We start from the raw sequence: 19,023 nt of genomic DNA, 5'->3' as shown, positions 1-19,023 counted from the left end.
TCGCATGAGCGGAACGACGGGCGAGTCCGGCCTCGATTTCGTGGCCGGCTGGCACAGCAACGTTGCGGCCCTGTCGGGCTCCTACGATCCGTCGATGGAGCACGATGCCTGCGGCGTCGGCATGGTGGCGGCGCTGGATGGCGAGAAGCGGCGCGACATCGTGGAAGCCGGGATCGCGGCTTTGCGCGCGGTGTGGCATCGCGGTGCTGTGGATGCGGACGGCAAGACCGGCGACGGCGCCGGCATTCATATCGAGATCCCGCAGGATTTCTTTCGCGATGCGATCGAGCGCACCGGCAACAAGCCCGATGGCGGGCTGATCGCCGTCGGTCAGGTGTTTCTGCCCAAGACCGATCTGTCGGCGCAGGAGCGTTGCCGCCAGATCGTCGAGGCGGAGATCCTGGCGTTCGGATATGGCATCTATGGCTGGCGCCAGGTTCCGATCGACACGCACTGCATCGGCGAGAAGGCCAATGCGACGCGTCCCGAGATCGAGCAGATCATGATCCGCAATCTGCGCGGAACGGAGGAGGCGGAGTTCGAGCGCGAACTCTACGTGATCCGTCGTCGCATCGAGAAGGAGGTGATCGCGGCGCAGATCGGCGAGTTCTATATCTGCTCGCTGTCGTGCCGGTCGCTGATCTACAAGGGCATGTTCCTGGCCGAGCATCTGACGGATTTCTATCCCGATCTGCTCGACGAGCGCTTCGTGTCGCGGTTCGCGATCTACCATCAGCGTTATTCCACCAACACCTTCCCGACCTGGAAGCTGGCGCAGCCGTTCCGCAAGCTGGCGCATAACGGCGAGATCAACACGGTTTCCGGCAACATCAACTGGATGAAGAGCCACGAGACGCGGCTCGCCGATCCGGCGCTCGATCCGTTCATGGACGACATCAAGCCGGTGGTGCAGGCGGGCGGGTCCGACACCGCGACCCTGGACAACGTGTTCGAGCTGCTGACCTTTGCTGGCCGCGATGCGCCGATGGCGAAGACGCTGCTGGTGCCGGCGGCGATCGCCAAGGGCTCGGAGATGAAGCCCGAGCACAACGCGATGTTCCAGTACTGCAATGCGGTGATGGAGCCCTGGGACGGACCTGCTGCGATCTGCGGCACCGATGGGCGCTGGGTGATCGCCGGTCTCGACCGCAACGGTCTGCGTCCCTTGCGCTACACGGTGACGGCGAGCCGCATGCTGGTGGTCGGATCCGAAACCGGAATGGTGAAGATCCCAGAAGCGGACATCGTCAGCCGGGGCCGTCTCGGGCCGGGGCAGACCATCGCGCTCGATCTGGCGGAAAAGAAGCTCTACAGCGACGAGGAGATCCTGGATCTGTTGTCGTCGCGCCAGGACTTCGTCGGCTGGGTCGGCCGCATCAACCGGATCGACCGCATCGTCCGGGCCGATGCGGTGGAGCCGAGCTACTGGAGCGGCGAGGAGCTGCGCCGCCGTCAGACGGCGGTGGGCACCACGCTCGAAGAGCTGGAGATGATCCTGCATCCGATGGCCAGCGAAGCGCAGGAGGCGGTCGGCTCGATGGGCGACGACACGCCTTTGGCGGTGCTGTCGGAGCATTATCGCGGGCTTGCGCATTATTTCCGCCAGGCGTTCTCGCAGGTCACCAACCCGCCGATCGACTCCCTGCGCGAAACGCGCGTGATGAGTCTGGTCACGCGTCTCGGCAATCTCGGCAACGTTCTCGAGGAAGACGAGAACCAGTGCGATCTGTTGCAGCTCGACAGCCCGGTGCTGACCAGCGGCGAGCATCAGGCGATGCTGGAGTTCATGGGCGGCAACGCCTGTGTCGTGGACTGCACCTTTCCGGTCGCGGACGGCGAGAACGGCCTGCGCGACGCCATCGCCCGCATTCGTCGCGAGGCGGAAGAGCATGTGCGCGAAGGCGGAACGCATGTGTTCCTGACCGACGAGAAGCAGAGCGCGGAGCGGGCCTATATCCCGATGATCCTGGCCACCGCGGCCGTGCATACCCATCTGGTGCGCAGCTCTCTGCGGACGTTCACCTCGCTCAACGTGCGCACGTCGGAATGTCTCGACGTGCATGCGATCGCGGTGATGATCGGCGTCGGTGCCACCACGGTGAACGCGTATCTGGCGCAGGAATGCATCGCCGACCGGCATCGTCGCGGTCTGCTGGGCGATCTGTCCCTTCGCAAGGCGGTGGAGAACTATCGCAAGGCGGTCGACAAGGGCCTGCTCAAGATCATGAGCAAGATGGGCATCTCGGTGGTGGCCTCCTATCGCGGCGGCTACAATTTCGAGGCGATCGGCCTGTCGCGCGCGCTGGTGGCGGAGTTCTTCCCCGGCATGCAGTCGCGCATTTCCGGCATCGGTTTGAGCGGTCTGGCGCGCAACGTTCTGGGTTTCCACGAGAAGGCCTGGAGCGACGATGCGGTGGCGCTTCCCGTCGGCGGTCTCTACAAGCTGCGCCGTCGCGGCGAGGTGCATGCGTTCGACGGCGGTTTGATCCACACGCTGCAGACGGCGTGCGCGTCGGACAGCTTCACCATCTATCGCCGTTATGCCGACGCCGTGCGTCGCCAGCCGCCCGTCGCGTTGCGCGATCTGCTGGATTTCCGCGAGGGTCGCAGCGCGATCCCTGTGGAAGACGTCGAGAGCATCACCGAAATCCGCAAGCGTCTGCTGGCGCCGGGCATCTCGCTCGGTGCGCTGAGCCCGGAAGCGCATGAGACTCTGTCGATCGCGATGAACCGGATCGGCGCCAAGTCGGATTCCGGCGAGGGTGGCGAGGACCCTGCGCGGTCCAAGCCGCGTCCGAACGGCGACAACGCGTCGTCCGCGATCAAGCAGATCGCGTCGGGACGGTTCGGCGTCACCGCGCAATATCTGAACGATTGCCGCGAGATCGAGATCAAGATGGCGCAGGGCGCCAAGCCGGGCGAGGGCGGGCAACTGCCGGGCTTCAAGGTGACCGGCCTGATCGCCAAGCTGCGCCATGCCACGCCGGGCGTGACGTTGATCTCGCCGCCGCCACATCACGACATCTATTCGATCGAGGATCTGGCGCAGCTGATCTACGATCTGAAGCAGATCAATCCGGATGCGACGGTGACGGTGAAGCTGGTGGCGCGGTCCGGCATCGGCACGATCGCCGCCGGCGTGGCCAAGGCGAAGGCGGATTGCATCCTGATCTCCGGCCATTCCGGCGGTACCGGCGCCAGCCCGCAGACCTCTGTGAAATATGCCGGTCTGCCCTGGGAGATGGGGCTGGCGGAAGCGCATCAGGTTCTGATGCTGAACCGTCTGCGGCATCGGGTGAAGCTGCGCACCGATGGCGGGCTCAAGACCGGGCGCGACGTGGTGATCGCCGCCATGCTCGGTGCGGAGGAGTTCGGCATCGGCACGGCATCCCTGGTGGCGATGGGCTGCATCATGGTGCGGCAGTGCCATTCCAACACCTGCCCTGTCGGCATCTGCACCCAGGACGAGGCGCTGCGCGAGAAGTTCGACGGCAGCCCGGAGAAGGTGATCAACCTGTTCTCGTTCATCGCCGAGGACGTGCGCAACATCCTGGCGCAGCTGGGCGTGAAGACGTTGAACGAGATCATCGGCCGGACCGATCTTCTGCATCAGGTCAGTCGTGGTGCGGATTATCTCGATGACCTCGATCTGAACCCGCTTCTGGCGCAGGCCGATCCGGGTCCGTATGCGCGCTACTGCACCCGCGAGGGGCGCAACGAGGTGCCGGAAACGCTCGACGCGCAGATGATCGCCGACGCGAAGCCGTTGTTCGAGCATGGCGAGAAGATGCAGCTGCACTACAACGTGCAGAACACGCATCGCGCCATCGGCACCAAGATCTCGTCGCGCATCGTGCGTCGTTTCGGCCAGGACAGTCTCGCGCATGGCCATCTGACCGTGCGTCTGCGCGGTTCGGCGGGACAGTCCCTGGGCGCCTTCGCGGTGAAGGGGCTGAAGCTGGAAGTGATCGGCGACGCCAACGACTATGTCGGCAAGGGTTTGTCGGGTGCGACCATCGTGGTGCGCCAGCCGCCGTCGTCGCAGCTCGTGTCGAACCAGAACGCCATCGTCGGCAACACGGTACTTTACGGTGCGACCTCCGGCGCCTTGTATGCGGCCGGGCAGGCGGGCGAGCGCTTCGCTGTGCGCAATTCGGGCGCGACGGCGGTCGTCGAAGGCTGCGGCTCGAACGGTTGCGAATACATGACCGGCGGCACCGTGGTGGTTCTGGGGCCGGTGGGCGACAATTTCGGTGCCGGTTTCACCGGGGGCATGGCGTTCGTCTATGACAGCGACGGCGATTTCGAGATCCGCGCCAATCCGGACACGCTGACCTGGAGCCGCGTCACCGAAGCGCGCTGGCATGACGAGCTGCTGCGTTTGATCGAGACGCACGCCAAGGAAACCTCGTCCCGCTTCGCGGCCCTGCTGCTGCACGAGTGGAACAAGGCGTTGCCGCGCTTCTGGCATGTGGTGCCGAAGGAATATGCCAAGTACCTGGCCGTGGCGCGCGAGAACGAGAAGGCGCTTGCCGGCTGATCGCTCCGGGCGGGGTTGCGGCGATCCATCGGCGCTGCAACCCTGCCGGTCCGGCGTGGCGACGCGCCTGATCTCGCAGAACGGCGATGGAGACAGCATGACGGGACAAAGCTGGGATCGGGTACCGATCGATGCGCAGAGCGTGGCTGCGCCCTTGTCGCGTGCCGCGATCTTTCTGGTCGTGACCGTGAAGCCGGGCGATGCGGCGCTGGGCAGGGTGCGCGATGCGCTGGGCGGGATCGACGACCTGCTCAAGACCGTCGGGTTTCGCGACCTGGGCGGGCGTTTGTCCTGCATCGCCGCGATCGGGTCCGAACTGTGGGATCGTCTTTCGCCCGGCGCCAAGCCGGCAGAGCTGAAACCGTTCGCGGCCGTGGTCGGCCAGACCCATACCGCGCCGTCGACGCCAGGCGATCTGCTGTTCCATATCCGTGCCGAGCGGGTCGATCTCACCTTCGAGTTCGAGAAGCTTCTGCTGGGCTCGCTCGGCGATGCGATTGAGGTGGTCGATGAGGTGAACGGGTTCCGGTATTTCGATGCGCGCGATCTGCTGGGTTTCGTGGACGGGACGGCCAATCCGACCGGGCAGGACATTCCGGATTCAGCGATCGTCGGCGAGGAGGATGCGGCGTTCGCGGGCGGCAGCTACGTGATGGTGCAGAAATATCTGCACGATCTCACCGCCTGGAGTTCGATCGGCGTAGACCAGCAGCAACTGGTGATCGGCCGGACCAAGGTCGACAATATCGAGCTGCCCGACGACGCCGCGCCGCGGAAATCGCACAAGACGCTGGCGACGGTGGTGGATGCGCAGGGTGTGGAGCACGACATCCTGCGCGACAACATGCCGTTCGGGCGGCCGGGTCATGGCGAGTACGGCACCTATTTCATCGGCTATTCGCGCCGGCTCTGGGTGATCGAGAAGATGCTGGAGCGGATGTATGTGGGCGATCCGGTGGGGTCGTATGACCGCCTGCTGGATTTCTCCGTGCCGCATACGGGGACGGTGTTCTTCGCGCCATCGCGGGAGGTTCTGGGCCGGCTTTCCGGCGGCTGAGGGTGGACCCGGAACGAACCGCGATCGTAAGGGCGTTGCGGTCGCCTGTGTAAGGGCCCGGGTGGCGATCCGAAAGGCTTTCGGCCGGGTCTGAAGGATCGTCTCAAAACGGGGACGAACATCACGGAACGGTCACGAACCGTTAGTGCGCTTTCGGGTTACAAGGCCGACATGTCAGATCTTGCCATGAGCGCCTCGCGCCCGGCCGCCGCCAGCCGATCGACGCTGCCGACGGTCATCCTGTTCGCCGTGTTGTTGCTGGGAGGGCTCGGCTACGCGCTCTATGGCCTGATCACGGACATGAATTCCTCGCATTCCGAGCCCCTGGCGATCGGCACCCTGGTGCTGCTCGGCGTGGCGCTGCTGGTGGCACTGGGTTTCGAGTTCGTGAACGGATTCCACGACACAGCCAACGCCGTGGCGACGGTGATCTACACCAAGACGATGCCGCCCGCGGTCGCGGTGGTGTGGTCGGGCGTGTTCAACTTCCTGGGCGTGCTGACCTCGACCGGCGCTGTGGCGTATTCGATCGTGACGCTGCTGCCGATCGACCTGATCCTGAATTCCGGTTCCACCGCCGGCACCTGCATGATCTTCGCGCTGCTTCTGGCGGCGATCATTTGGAACCTCGCCACCTGGGCTGTGGGCATTCCGAACTCCTCCTCGCATGCGCTGATCGGGTCCATCCTGGGCGTGGGTCTCGCCAACCAGTTCATGACGCCACCCGGCGTGGCGTCGTCCGGCGTGCAATGGGGCCAGGCGTTGAAGGTGCTCGAAGCGCTGTTGTTCAGCCCGTTGCTCGGCTTCGTGTGCGCGGGCGGGCTGTTGCTGCTGGGCAAGGCGCTGATCCGCCGTCCGGAGCTTTGGCGCGAGCCGAAGGGCGACGCTCCGCCGCCGACCTGGATCCGTGGCCTGCTGATGCTGACCTGCACCGGCGTCTCGTTCTCGCATGGCGGCAATGACGGCCAGAAGGGCATGGGCCTGATCATGCTGATCCTGATCGGCGCTGCGCCCACCGCCTTCGCGCTGAACCGCGCCATTCCGGAAAGCGCCACCCCGACCTTCGTGCAGACCAGCCAGCAGGCGGCCGCGATCTTCAGGGCGCATGCCGCCGGTGCGCCGGACGCGGCGCCGGGCAATGCGCGCGGCGTGGTGGACGAGGCGATCAAGACGAGCCAGCTCGACCGTCCGGCGGTCTATGCGGCGTTGGCCACCTTGTCCGACGACATCGCGCACGAGATCCAGAGCTACGGCGCCATTCGTCTGGTGCCGGCGGTGGCGGTGAAGAACGTCCGCAACGAGATGTATCTGACTGCCGAGGCCGTTCGGATGCTGCCCAAGGTGGGGGCCAAGCTGGACAAGAGCGAACTCGGCACGCTGAAGAATTATGCCGGGGTTCTGAACAACGGCACCCGCTATATTCCGACCTGGGTGAAGGTGTCGGTGGCTCTGGCGCTTGGGCTCGGCACCATGGTCGGCTGGAAGCGGATCGTGGTGACGGTCGGCGAGCGCATCGGCAAGACGCATATGAGCTACGGCCAGGGTGCTGCGGCCGAGATCACCGCCATGGCGACGATCGGTCTGGCCGAGGCGTACGGCCTGCCGGTATCGACCACCCATATCCTGTCCTCCGGCGTCGCCGGTGCGATGGCGGCGAACGGGTCCGGCCTGCAGACCCGCACCCTGCGCAATATGGCGCTGGCCTGGGTGCTGACCCTGCCGGTGGCGATCACCCTGGCCGGCGTTCTCTACTGGCTGCTCCGCACCCTGTTCGTGTGAGAACGACGCCCGCCGTCCGGTTCGGGGCGGCGGGCTTCTCGCCAGAAGGCGAGATGTGCGACAGAAGCGGCGCATGGTCCCTCTCCCCCGACACGCTGCCCGACCGCTGCCCGCGATCCGTTCGCGGGCGTTTCGATTCGGGGTGTTTGCGGCCGGGATTATGGCCTGTGTTCCGGCGGGGGCGCGGGAGGCGGACCCGCCGCTGTCCTTGCGGGCGGGGGGGTGGCTGGCGGCGTGCGACAACGAGCGTTTCTGCACCGCCTATGGTTTTGCCGACGACGACAGCGCGGTGTTGTTGCTGCGGATGCCGCGCGGACGCGATCCGTCCGGCGCGCTGTTGTTGCGCTTCGACCGTCCGAACCGGCCGGAGATCGTTCGTCTGCAACTCGGGCGGCGTGGCGCGCCGCTGAGCCTGCGTTTCCGGCCGGGCGAGGCGGAGCAGGCGCGGGCGGTGCTGGACGCGTCCGCGGTGCGGATGGTGCTGCCGTGGCTGCGCCAGTCCGGGCGGTTGTTCGCCATCACCCAGGGGCGGCCGTCCTTGCGTGCGGTGTTCCGGCTGTCGGGGGCATCGTCCGTGCTGGACTGGATCGCGCGGGCGCAGCGGCGTCCGGCCGAGCCGGGCGTGCGGATCGCGGAGGCGCCGGCATCCGGTCCCGTCCCGCCGGACGCGGTGCCCCCTCCCGTCGTTGCGTCCCTGGCTGCGGTGCGGGCCTGTGCCGCACAGGATTCGGAGCAGCCGGGGCAGGGGCCGACCGCATCGGCCTTGTCCGGCGGGACCGTGCTGTGGCGGATCCCGTGCGGCAGCGGCAATTTCAGCCAGGACAGCCTGTTCGTGCTGGAGAGCGGCCGCACGGCCACGGTCGCGACGTTTCCGGTGCCGCCGCAATTCCCGGTGCGGCAGCCCGGCATTCTGGTGAACGCGGAGACGGACGGGCCGGATACGCTGCTGGGAACGGAGCCGTCGCGCGGGCTCGACGATTGCGGCGACACACGTCGTTATCGCTGGGACGGCAGGCGATTCCAGCTCGCACGCGCGCAGCTCATGCTGGCCTGCCACGGCCTGGCCGTCGAGGATTGGCCGGTGGTGTATCGGGCGGCGGGGGAGCGCTGAGGCCGGTCAGTCGGCGGCGAACTGGAGCCCCATCCAGGCCAGGATCGTGAACAGCACGATCACGGCGACCAGGCTGCCCAGCCCCAGCACGGCCATGCGCAGCAGGGTGAGGGCGACGCCGCCGCCATAAACGCCGCGCATGTGCCGGAACAGATGCGCCGGCAGCAGCAGGAGCAGCACGCCGGACGCCGGAACGATCGTGCCGGTCAGGAACACGGCGATCTGCACCAGCCCGGCGAAGGACAGGGAGTGGGTGGCGAAGATCAGGTGGTCGAAAAAGGTGAAGCGTGGCCGGGTCCAGAACGTCAGCAGCCAGAGCAGGGCGGCGGCGATCGGCAGCATCAGCAGGGTGAAGCGTTCCAGCCATTCGCGGATGATCTCGATCACCGGGTCGGGCTTATCCACGGCGCGCAGCAGATGCGGCTTGAGCCAGTCGTCGAAGCGGGTGGACCTTGTGTGGATGGTGCCGATCGCCTTGACGACGTCCTGATGCTCGGCGGCGGGGATGTCGACGGCGACCATGCCGTGCCGGGTGAGGGAGCCCGTGGTGAACAGGAGCAGCAGCACCACGAAGAACAGGCGCAGAGGCGGGATCTGCGACATGCGCCGGCCGGCCAGGTATTCGCGGGTCAGCACGGCCGGCCGGAGCGCCAGCGCGACCAGGGTGCGCCAGATGCGATGATCGGCGTGGGTCATCAGCTCGGCGAGTTCGCGCAGCAGATCGGTCACGGAACGGTGCACGGGGCCGCTTTTCTGGCCGCAATCCTGGCACCACGCACCGGCCGGGGTCGCGCCGCAGTTCAGGCAGAAGCGGCCGTCGTGATGATGTGCGTCTTCCATCGGCCTCTCCCGTGCCGAACCAGCATAACCGGGGGTGCGTTGTTCGTCTCGGTCGGATGGGGCGCCCTTTGAAGCGGGGCGCGGAGGCCATAGATAGAACCGAGCCGAACAGGATTGCGCCTCGAATGTCCAACGCCGCCACTGCCGTTTCCACCGTTCCGGAAAGCCCCGTCTGGGATCTGTCCGACCTGTATGCGGGGATGGACGATGCTGCTCTGCAGCAGGATTTCGCCGAGGCGGATCGTGCGGCGAAGGCGTTCGAGGAGGGCTACAAGGGCAAGCTCGCGACCCTCGACGGCAGCGGGCTGGCGGAGGCGATCGCGGAATACGAGCGCATCGACGTGCTGATGGGGCGCGCCGTGTCCTTCGCCGGGCTGCTGTTCGCGGGCGATTCCCAGGATGCGGCGATCGGGCGGTTCTACCAGTCCACCAACGAGCGCGTGACGGAGATCTCGTCCCGGCTGATCTTCTTCACCCTGGAGCTGAACGGTCTCGACGACGCGCATCTGGCCCGTCTGCTGGAGGACGAGCGGCTGCGTCGCTGGCAGCCTTTCCTGCGCGACCTGCGCGTGTTCCGCCCGCACCAGCTTTCGCAGGAGGTGGAAAGCGTTCTGCACGAGAAGTCGGTCACCGGCGCGCAGAGCTGGAGCCGTTTGTTCGACGAGACCATGGCCGGGCTGCGGGTGGAGATCGACGGCGAAAAGCTGACGGTCGGCGATGCGCTGAACCTGCTGAGCGATCGCGACCGCGCCGTGCGCGAGCGCGCGGCAAAGGCGATCGGGGTGACGTTCAAGGACAACATCCGGCTGTTCTCTCTGATCACGAACACGCTCGCCAAGGACAAGGAGGTTTCCGACCGGCTGCGCGCCTATCCGCGCCCCGGCAGTGCGCGCAATCGCGGCAACATGGTCGAGGACGAGGTGGTCGATGCGCTGGTGACGGCGGTGACCGGCGATTACGCGCGCCTGTCGCATCGCTACTACGTGATGAAGGCGAAGTGGCTCGGGCTGGAGAAACTGGAGCACTGGGACCGCAACGCGCCCCTGCCGGCCGATCTCGACGCGAAGATCAGCTGGGACGAGGCGCGGGAGCGTGTGCTGGGCGCCTATAACGGGTTCGCGCCGGAGCTGGGCGGGATCGCGCAGCGTTTCTTCGACCGGCCCTGGATCGACGCGGCGCTGCGTCCGGGAAAGAGCAGCGGCGCGTTCGCGCACCCGACCGTGCCGGACGCGCATCCCTATATCCTGATGAATTATCACGGCCGTTCGCGCGACGTGATGACGCTGGCGCACGAACTCGGGCACGGTATCCATCAGGTTCTGGCGGCGGATCAGGGTTATCTGATGGGATCGACGCCGCTCACTCTGGCCGAGACCGCCAGCGTGTTCGGCGAAATGCTAACCTTCCGCGCCGTGCTCGATGCGGAAACCGATCCGGCGCGCCGTCGCCGGATGCTGGCCGGCAAGGTCGAGGACATGCTGAACACGGTGGTGCGCCAGATCGCGTTCTACCGCTTCGAGACGCTGCTGCATGACGAGCGCCGCCAGGGCGAGCTGCTGCCGGAGCGGATCGGGGAGATCTGGCGACAGGTGCAGACCGAGAGCCTCGGGCCTGCGTTCAATTTCACACCGGATTACGATCAGTTCTGGGCCTATGTGCCGCATTTCGTGCATTCGCCGTTCTATGTCTACGCTTATGCGTTCGGTGATTGTCTGGTGAATGCGCTGTTCGGCGTGTTCCAGAGCGGGCATCCGGGCTTCCAGCAGAAATATGTCGAGATGCTGAAAGCGGGCGGCACCAAGCGGCACCAGGAGCTTCTGGCGCCGTTCGGTCTCGATGCCACCGACCCTGACTTCTGGCGCAAGGGTCTTGATGTGATCAGTGGATTTATCGACGAGCTGGAGCGTGACGATGGCTGAGCGCGATCTCGACCGGGGCAGCGTGTTCGGCGAAATCCGCCGTCTCGCACGCACCTCCGGGGCCGTCGGCGGGATCGCCGCGCGCATGGCCGGGGCGAAGGTCGGCATCCGCACCAACAAGAACGCGCATGCGGAGGATCTGCGCGCCGTTCTCGGCGGCTTGAAAGGGCCGTTGATGAAGGTGGCGCAGCTTCTCTCCACCATTCCCGATGTTCTGCCGCCGGAATATGCAGAGGAGCTGGCGCATCTGCAGGCGAACGCCCCGGCGATGGGCTGGTCGTTCGTGCGCCGGCGGATGGCGACCGAGCTCGGCCCGGACTGGGAACGCAAATTCGGGTCGTTCGACCGGGAAGCGATCGCGGCGGCCAGTCTGGGTCAGGTGCATCGGGCCACGCTGCGGGATGGCCGTCCTGTCGCGGCCAAGCTGCAATACCCGGATATGGGTTCGACGGTGGAAGCCGATCTGCGCCAGTTGAAGCTGGGCATGGCGGTGTATCACCGGCTCGACAACGCCATCCAGCAGGATGACGTGTTCAAGGAGTTGGCCGAACGGGTCAGGGAAGAACTCGATTATCGCCGCGAGGCGTCGCATCTGCGCTTGTATCGTCACATGCTGGCGGGGCATGACGAGGTGTCGGTGCCGGAGCCGTTCGACGATCTGTCCAGCGCGCGTCTGCTGACGATGGGATGGCTGGACGGGATCTCGATCCAGACGTTCCTGGCCGGCGATCCGGACCAGGAGAGCCGCAACGAGGTGGCGAAGGCGCTTTTCGCCGCCTGGTATCTGCCGCTCTACCGCTACGGCGTGATCCATGGCGATCCGCATCTGGGCAATTTCCAGGTGCGTGCGGATCGCGGCATCAACCTGCTCGATTTCGGCGCCATTCGCGTGTTCCCGGCGCGCTTCGTGCGCGGCGTGGTGGATCTGCAGCAGGCAATCGCTCGCAACGACGACGACCAGGCGTTCCACGCCTACCAGCAATGGGGTTTCACCAACCTCACCCGCGAGAAGATGGCGGTTCTGAACGAGTGGGCGCGTTTCCTGCACGAACCTTTGCTGCAGGATCGCGTCCGTCCGATTCAGGAAAACGACGATCCCACCTTCGGCCGTTCTGTGGTGGAGCGTGTGCATGCCGGGTTGCAGCGTACCGGCGGCGTGCGTCCGCCGCAGGAGTTCGTGCTGATCGACCGGTCGGCGATCGGCCTCGGCAGCGTCTTTCTACGTCTGGGCGCCAAGCTCAACTGGCACCGGCTGTATCACGAAACGATTGAGGGCTTCGACGTGGACGAGATGGCGCAGCGTCAGGAGACGGCCCTGCGCGACGCGCGCGTGCCGCCGCCGCTGTCGACGATCTGAACGCCCTTCAACGATCGCCGCCGCCATCCATCGGGGCGGTGGGTGCCGCGTTCGTCCTGGACGGCGGCTGAGGGTGCGGATCGGGCACGGCGATGCCGTGCCTGTTCAGATAGGCCGTCACCACAGGCCCCCAGATCGCTGCTCCGCCACGGCCGAAGAACAGGGCGTGACCATCGCTGCCGAACGGGCCGACCGCTACGGCGGATAATTCGCCGCCATGGGCAACGAAAGCCTGTTGCATCGCCGAGACCAGACGGGGTCCGAAGCGCGTGTCGTTGGCGGCACTGATCCAGAGCACGCCACCGGCCGAGCTTCGGCCGAAATACCCTGCGGCCTCGATCAAACGACGCGGTTCGCAGGTCACGTTCGCCTCGCCGTCGACATGGCCGCCATTGCCGGGCGCCATCAGGATGAAGGCGGCGACGTCGGGATGCTGAGCGCTGGAATAGGCCAGCGCGGCCCAGCCGCCGGCCGATTGCCCGAGCACGACGGCGCCACCCGGCCGGACGAACGGCAGCGACAGGGCTGCATGCACCGTCGCGTCGAGATCGACGGCGCCTTCGAGACCACCGCGAACGTAGTCGGGATCGCCGCAGGGTCCGATGCTGTCCGCATCGATCCCGCCGGTTTCGCCGTAGCCGCGACGCAGCGCCTGCACCACGACGAAGCCGCGACGGAGGAACCAGGCGATCGCCCGGTCGGAGCAGGGGTGCAGGGTGACGAACGGACGATCCCGCATCGGTGGCGCGCCGTGGGCGACGACCACGACGGGGGCGGGTGCGTCTCCATCGGGCCGACAGACCTTGCCTGCGAGAAGCACTCGGTCGCCATCGACCGCGACGGGTACGGAAATAGGCATCGCGCGCCAGCGGCCTGTTTCCGGAACCGGCTCGGGTGCCGCTGTGCAGCACGGCAGGGCAGCCGCCAGCAACAACGGGACGACGGCTTTGATCAATCGTGCCACCGGGACCTGCCTATACGAAGACACATGCGTAACGGACCGTGCGGAGCGGGGTGGAACCCACCCGTGTTTCCGATCCGGCGACGCAGGCCCTTCTGCTTGCATCGGGCTCGCAGCGAAGGCAAGCTGGCGCCGGATCGTCTCAGTTGCGGAGAAACGCTTCCGCCGTACGCAGGCTCAACGCCATCTGCGTGAGCGCCGGGTTGGCGGCCATCGCGCTCGGGAACGTCGAGTTGTCGCAGATCCACAGATTGTCGATCTCGTGGCTGCGCCCGACGCCGTCGACGACGTTGCGATCCGGGTCGTCGCCCATGCGGCAGGTGCCGATGGTGTGTGCGGAACGCGGGGCGACCCAGATATCCTTGGCACCTGCCGCTTCCCAGACGTCGCGCATCATGCGGATGGCGTGTGCGTCCATCGCCTTTTCGTTGGAACCGTAGCCGAAGGTGATCAGCGGTTTCGGCATCCCGCTTTCGTCAGTTTCGTTCGACAGCGTCATGCGGTTGTCGTCGCGGGGCAGGCAATCGCCGTTGATGCCGATGCCGCCTGCATGATTGTAGCCGAGCAGGGCGTCGGTGAGGGCGCGTCCGCCGATCTCCCGGCCGCGCCCCATTGCGTTGGCCCAAGTCGCCGGCATCACGCCGAGGCTCTGCACCAGATAGCCGCCGGCGAAATCGGCGTTCTTCGGACGCAGGAAGTCTTCCGTCATCAACGAGGATGGATAGCCCTCGTTCATCCGCATCTCGTCGTCGAATGAGCCCCAGACCTGGGTCGCGACATGCGCCATATAGTTGCGTCCGACCTGTCCGTTGCCGTTGCCGGTGTTCGTGTGCAGGAGCAGGCGCGCGGACTCGACCGCGCCGGCGCACAGAACCAGCGCACGGCATTTCTGCGCGTGCAGGACACCGTCCTTGCGATAGGCGACGGATCGCACGCGGCCGTCGGCGGCTCGTTCGATGTCGACCGCCATGCAGCCGGTGCGGATTTCCGCGCCATCGGCGATGGCGGCCGGGATGTAGGTGTTGGCGGTGGTGGCCTTGGCCTCGTTACGACACCCTTGATGGCAGGCGCCGCAGTTGAGACAGGCGGCGCGTCCGACGCGTGCGCGGGACAGCACCGCCGCCGGAGCGTCGGCCGTGGTGATCCCCAAGGCCTCGCAGCCGCGCTGCATCTTTTGTGCGGGAGCGTTCAGCGCCAAGGGCGGCATCGCGTAGGTCCTGTTTGGATCCCACGGATACTGCACCGGACCGCACACGCCGATATCCCGTTCGACCTGTTCGATAAAGGGCAGCAGCTCCGCGACGGTCAGCGGCCAGTCTTCGCCCTGTCCGGTTTCGCTCCGCAAACGGAATTCGCGCGGGTCCGGGCGTGGTGTGAACGCGCCCCAATGCAGGGTCGAGCCGCCGACGCCGATGCCGCTGTTGTTGGCGCCGAACGCTTCCGGGGTTTCGCCGGCGCTCAGGCGTTCGCCCATCCAGTAGAGATCGGGCGAGCCGAGTTCGTCGGGGGTGAAGTTACCGGGGTTGCGGAAGCGGCCGGCTTCGAGCGCCACGACGGACAGGCCGGCGGCGGCGAACCGGGCTAGCAGCGGGCCTGCACCGGCCCCTGTGCCGACCACCACGACGTCGACGATCTCGCTCGGAGAGAACCGGCGCATCATGCGTGCTCCTGCCAGAAACCGTTTTCCCAGTCTTCATTTTCGCCGGCGCCCGGTTTGTTGAAGCCAAGCAGCTCGGTGTCGTTGCCGGTCGCGGCGGCGAGGATGCCGGCGCGGGCCTCGATCGCCGGATGTGTCAAGAAGATCTGGCAGCTATCGCCCCTGACTTCTGCGAGCCAGTTCTGCATCGCCTCCGCGGACAGGCCGCCGTCCGAAGTGTCGAGTCTGCCGGCGGCGAGATCGTCGATCATCGTGTCGATGTCGGCGCGCGGGAGAGTCGCGAATCCGGTGCCGTGCTTGCGCTGTGCCGACGCATCGAGGGTCGCCAGCGCCTGCCGATAGGCGTCGGCATCCTGCGGCAGCATGGCGAAACGCCATCCGTCGCCGATGCCGTCATGGAGTTTGCTGTCCAGCTTCGCCGCCAGATCGATCTCGACGCCGTCCGGCATCGGCAGGATCGCGCGCACCAACGCGCGGAGAACGGCGAGACCGTTCCGGTCCAGAACGCGCGGCTCGTAGCCGTCGTCGGGCTGACCGCGCTTCTCCAGCAGGGCTCGCGTGCGGCCCGTCATGCGGCCGGACCGCGTTTCTTGTGTGAGTGTGTCGACGAACTCGGCGATCAGCTTTGCGACCGCGTCCGGTTTCTCCATCGGCAGCAAATGCGCGGCACCGGCGATACGCTCCAGCCGTCCGTCGTGCAGATGCGGCATCGTCATTGTTCGCTGCACCTCTTCGCCGAGCGCCTCGTCCTCGGTTCCGGCAAGAACCAGGGCCGGAGCGGCGACTTTGCCGATCCGCTCGCGGAGATCCTCCTTGCTGCCATCCGTCAGCCAGTGGCGCCAGGCCTGGCGCGCCGCGCGCAGGACGTCGCGCAGGGCGGCTTCGTGGGTTTCGGCGTCGAGATCGGCAGCGACATTGGCGCGCACGTACTGGTCCGCCTCCTTGCGGCTCTGCACCGCGTCGCCTTCGAACCAGCCGAGCATCTCAGCCCGCTTTTCATTCTCCATCGGTTCCGGCGCGGGCGGCGAGCCCGCGGCCAGCACCAGCCCAACGAGGCGGGACGGGGAGGGCGGCGCGGTTTCGGCGCGTTTCGCCACCGTCAGGGCCACCTTCGCGCTCATGCTGTGACCGACCAGAAAGAACGGTCCGTCGACGCGATCGGTGAGCTGATGCTCGATCCACTCCGCCATGGCCTCCACGGAACGTCCGTGCGTGGAGGAGGCGTCGCCGAAGCCGGGCAGGTCGAGGCCGAGGGCCGGGAACCGTCCTGCCAGCAGGGTTTCCACCTTCGTCCAGGTTTCCGCGCTGCCGCCCAGATGGTGCATGAAGACGATCGTCGTCGGCGACGCTGGTTGCGGCATCGGTTTGTCCGTTTCTTCGGCTGAGCACGGCGCAACACGGCAGCCCTCCGGTCGGTTCCCGTGCCGCATGTTGCGTCCTGGCTCGGATGCACCATTTCGGGAGAAACCCTTTCCCGAATGGAGCCGATCCATGCCCCGCATCGTCCGCTTTCATGAAACTGGCGCGCCGGAAGTGTTGCGTCTGGAAGAGCTGCCCGGCCGGGAGCCGGGCGACAACGAGGTCCGGATCGCGGTGCGCGCGATCGGCCTGAACCGGGCCGAGGCGATGTTCCGGCAAGGGCGGTATCTTGAGGAGCCGAAACTGCCGGCGAGTCTGGGCTACGAGGCGGCGGGCATCGTCGATGCGGTCGGGCCGGGGGTGCAGGGGATCGCGCCCGGCGATCATGTCGCGACCATTCCGTCGTTCTCGATGAACGCATACGCGCTCTACGGCGACGAGGTGATCGCGCCGGCGCATGCGGTGGTGGTGCATCCGAAGGAGATCGCCTTCGAGACCGCGGCCGCATCCTGGATGCAGTACGTCACCGCCTGGGGCGCGCTGCACCATATTGCCGGGCTTCGTGCGGGGGATACGGTGCTGATCCCGGCGGCGACCAGCAGCGTCGGTCTGGCGGCGATCCAGATCTGCCGGGCGGCGGGTGCGCGTCCGGTGGCGCTGACGCGGACAGCCGCGAAGCGGGCCGCGCTGGAGAAAGCGGCGCCGGGTGTGGAGATCATCGTGACCGGCGAGCGGGATCTGGTGGCCGAGACGATGCGTCTGACGGACGGCAAGGGGGCGCGCATCGTGTTCGACCCCGTCGGCGGTCCCACGCTGGAGAAACTCTGTGCGGCAGCGGCGCAAGGCGGGATCGTGTTCCAGTATGGCGCGCTGAGCCCGGAGCCGACGCCTCTGCCGCTGTTCACCGTGTTGTCGAAGCAACTCACCGTGCGGGGCTACACGTTGTTCGAGTTGAACGCGGATCGCGCGGTGATCGAACAGGCGACGCGGTTCGTTCTGGAGGGTCTGGCCAGCGGGGCGCTCGATCCGGTGATCAGCCGCGTGTTCCCGCTCGAGCAGGTGGTGGAGGCGCACCGGTTCCTGGAATCCAACGAGCAGATCGGCAAGATCCTGCTCTCGGTCGCGCCGTGATCGCAGCGCCGCTGGCCTGGGCCTGTGTCGGCTGGGCGGCTCTGAGCGGTGGCGTCTACCACTGGCTCGACCGGCGTCAGGCGCGCGCCGTGCGGGCCGGGCGGGGCCGGGTTCCGCCGGCCTTCGCCGCGACCGTGTCGGTCGAGCAGCACGAGAAGGCGTCGTCCTATGCGCTTGCGCGTCTGCGGCTCGGCGGGGTGGAGCGCGTGGCGGAGTTTCTCGCCACCGCTTTCGCGTTGCTGGTCGGGTTCGATCTCGCCTCGCGTCTGGCGAATGTGGTTCTGCCAGTGGGGATCGGCCGCAGCCTGCTGATTTTCGCGATCCTCTGGCTGGCGCAGACGGCGATCGGGCTGCCTTTCGCGGCGTGGCGCACGTTGCGGCTGGAGCAGCGTTTCGGGTTCAACCGCACCAGCCCGGCGCGTTTCGTTCGCGATCTCGCGATGCGTCTGGTGCTGACGGCAGCGATCGGGGGGCTGCTTCTGTTCGGGTTGCTGCTGGTGATGCGCGATCTGCACGGGCCATGGTGGGTGGTGGCGTGGCTCGGTCTGGTGGCGATCACCCTGGCCGCGCCGGCCGTCTATCTCCGGGTGGTGGCGCCGCTGTTCAACCGGTTCCAGCCTCTGCGTACCAGCGTGGCCGATCCGGTTCGGGCGCTGCTGGACCGGACCGGGTTCCGCGCCGGCGCCCTGCTGGAGATGGACGCGTCGAAGCGGTCGAGCCGGGGCAATGCGTTCGTGACCGGCTGGGGGGCGGCGAAGCGGATCGTGCTGTTCGACACGTTGATCGACGCGCATCCGCCGGAGGAGATCGAGGCGGTGGTGGCGCACGAGCTGGGTCACGTGCATCACCGCCACGTCCTGTCCGGCCTGCTGCGTGGCGTGGCGATGCTGTTCGGGCTGTGCGCAGCGGTGGGCTGGCTTTCGGCGCAGCCCTGGCTGCAACCGGCATTCGGGATTGTTCATCCAGACCCGGCCGTCGGGCTCGTTCTGGCGCTGCTGCTGGCCGGGCTGGTGTCGCCCGTGCTCGGCGTCGCCGGCAACGCGCTGTCGCGCCGGCACGAGTTCCAGGCCGACGCCTTCGCCCGTCGCATGGTGGGAGCGCGGCCGATGACTGACGCGCTGGTCCGCCTGGCGCGCGACAACGCGGCGACGGTCGTGCCGGACCGGCTGTATTCGCTGGTGCATCACACGCATCCGCCGGTGCCGCTGCGTGTGGCGGCGTTGCAGCGCGCGGCCTGACCGCGCGACCTGACGCCGGGGTGCTCGGCAACCTCCGGGCCCCCCGGGCGTGTTGGTTCGATCGAGCAAGGACC

General features: G+C 67.0%; 12 protein-coding genes. 8 read left to right on the top strand and 4 right to left on the bottom strand.

The window, feature by feature from the left end; genetic code table 11:
- Positions 1–4 precede the first annotated feature (4 nt).
- The 4 genes from gltB to ACZ5BM_RS02630 all read left to right on the top strand — a co-directional run bounded on the left by gltB (position 5) and on the right by ACZ5BM_RS02630 (position 8,487).
- Complete coding sequence (gltB, locus tag ACZ5BM_RS02645) at positions 5–4,540, top strand: glutamate synthase family protein (protein ID WP_498909791.1); 4,536 nt, start codon at positions 5–7, stop codon at positions 4,538–4,540.
- A complete protein-coding gene (locus tag ACZ5BM_RS02640) occupies positions 4,530–5,597 on the top strand; it encodes a Dyp-type peroxidase (RefSeq protein ID WP_498909790.1) in 1,068 nt (355 codons plus the stop codon). Before gltB ends, ACZ5BM_RS02640 begins: the two co-directional genes overlap by 11 nt.
- A gap of 186 nt (positions 5,598–5,783) precedes the next feature.
- Entirely contained in the window at positions 5,784–7,376 is a 1,593-nt protein-coding gene (locus tag ACZ5BM_RS02635; protein ID WP_498909789.1) for an inorganic phosphate transporter, read from the top strand.
- Between the two features lie 160 nt (positions 7,377–7,536).
- Positions 7,537–8,487 carry a DUF1176 domain-containing protein gene (locus tag ACZ5BM_RS02630; protein ID WP_498909788.1) on the top strand — a complete coding sequence of 317 codons (951 nt, stop codon included), beginning with the start codon at positions 7,537–7,539 and terminating at the stop codon, positions 8,485–8,487.
- A gap of 6 nt (positions 8,488–8,493) precedes the next feature.
- On the opposite strand, the gene ACZ5BM_RS02625 is transcribed toward ACZ5BM_RS02630, so the two are convergent.
- On the bottom strand, positions 8,494–9,327 hold the full coding sequence (locus ACZ5BM_RS02625) for a DUF3667 domain-containing protein (RefSeq protein WP_498909787.1): 834 nt from the start codon (positions 9,325–9,327) through the stop codon (positions 8,494–8,496).
- A gap of 125 nt (positions 9,328–9,452) precedes the next feature.
- On the opposite strand from ACZ5BM_RS02625, the gene ACZ5BM_RS02620 reads away from it, so the two are divergent.
- A complete protein-coding gene (locus tag ACZ5BM_RS02620) occupies positions 9,453–11,246 on the top strand; it encodes a M3 family oligoendopeptidase (protein ID WP_498909786.1) in 1,794 nt (597 codons plus the stop codon).
- Positions 11,239–12,603 carry an ABC1 kinase family protein gene (locus ACZ5BM_RS02615; RefSeq protein WP_498909785.1) on the top strand — a complete coding sequence of 455 codons (1,365 nt, stop codon included), beginning with the start codon at positions 11,239–11,241 and terminating at the stop codon, positions 12,601–12,603. Before ACZ5BM_RS02620 ends, ACZ5BM_RS02615 begins: the two co-directional genes overlap by 8 nt.
- Before the next feature lie 7 nt (positions 12,604–12,610).
- Here the strand turns inward: ACZ5BM_RS02615 and ACZ5BM_RS02610 are convergent, their stop codons facing one another.
- From ACZ5BM_RS02610 to ACZ5BM_RS02600, 3 genes are all read right to left on the bottom strand, one after another.
- On the bottom strand, positions 12,611–13,342 hold the full coding sequence (locus tag ACZ5BM_RS02610; protein ID WP_498909784.1) for an alpha/beta hydrolase family protein: 732 nt from the start codon (positions 13,340–13,342) through the stop codon (positions 12,611–12,613).
- A 364-nt stretch (positions 13,343–13,706) separates the two neighbouring features.
- The gene (locus ACZ5BM_RS02605; RefSeq protein WP_498909783.1) at positions 13,707–15,224 is read right to left on the bottom strand and encodes a GMC family oxidoreductase; all 1,518 of its coding nucleotides are present in this window, start codon (positions 15,222–15,224) and stop codon (positions 13,707–13,709) included.
- Positions 15,221–16,582, bottom strand: coding sequence for an alpha/beta hydrolase (locus tag ACZ5BM_RS02600; protein WP_498909782.1), 1,362 nt, complete (start codon positions 16,580–16,582; stop codon positions 15,221–15,223). The genes ACZ5BM_RS02605 and ACZ5BM_RS02600 overlap by 4 nt, the downstream gene beginning before the upstream one ends.
- 130 nt (positions 16,583–16,712) lie before the next feature.
- Between ACZ5BM_RS02600 and ACZ5BM_RS02595 the strand changes: the two genes are divergently transcribed.
- Both ACZ5BM_RS02595 and ACZ5BM_RS02590 read left to right on the top strand, forming a co-directional pair.
- Positions 16,713–17,711 (top strand): zinc-dependent alcohol dehydrogenase family protein, encoded by a 999-nt coding sequence (locus ACZ5BM_RS02595; RefSeq protein ID WP_498909781.1) that lies wholly within the window; start codon positions 16,713–16,715, stop codon positions 17,709–17,711.
- Positions 17,708–18,949, top strand: a complete 1,242-nt coding sequence (locus ACZ5BM_RS02590; protein ID WP_498909780.1) for a M48 family metallopeptidase — start codon at positions 17,708–17,710, stop codon at positions 18,947–18,949. Before ACZ5BM_RS02595 ends, ACZ5BM_RS02590 begins: the two co-directional genes overlap by 4 nt.
- Positions 18,950–19,023 lie beyond the last annotated feature (74 nt).

It is taken from the genome of Lichenicola sp. GTC18331 (assembly GCF_055386855.1).
Note: the sequence above shows the minus strand (reverse complement) of the source record. Positions and strands in the feature narration are given on the sequence as shown.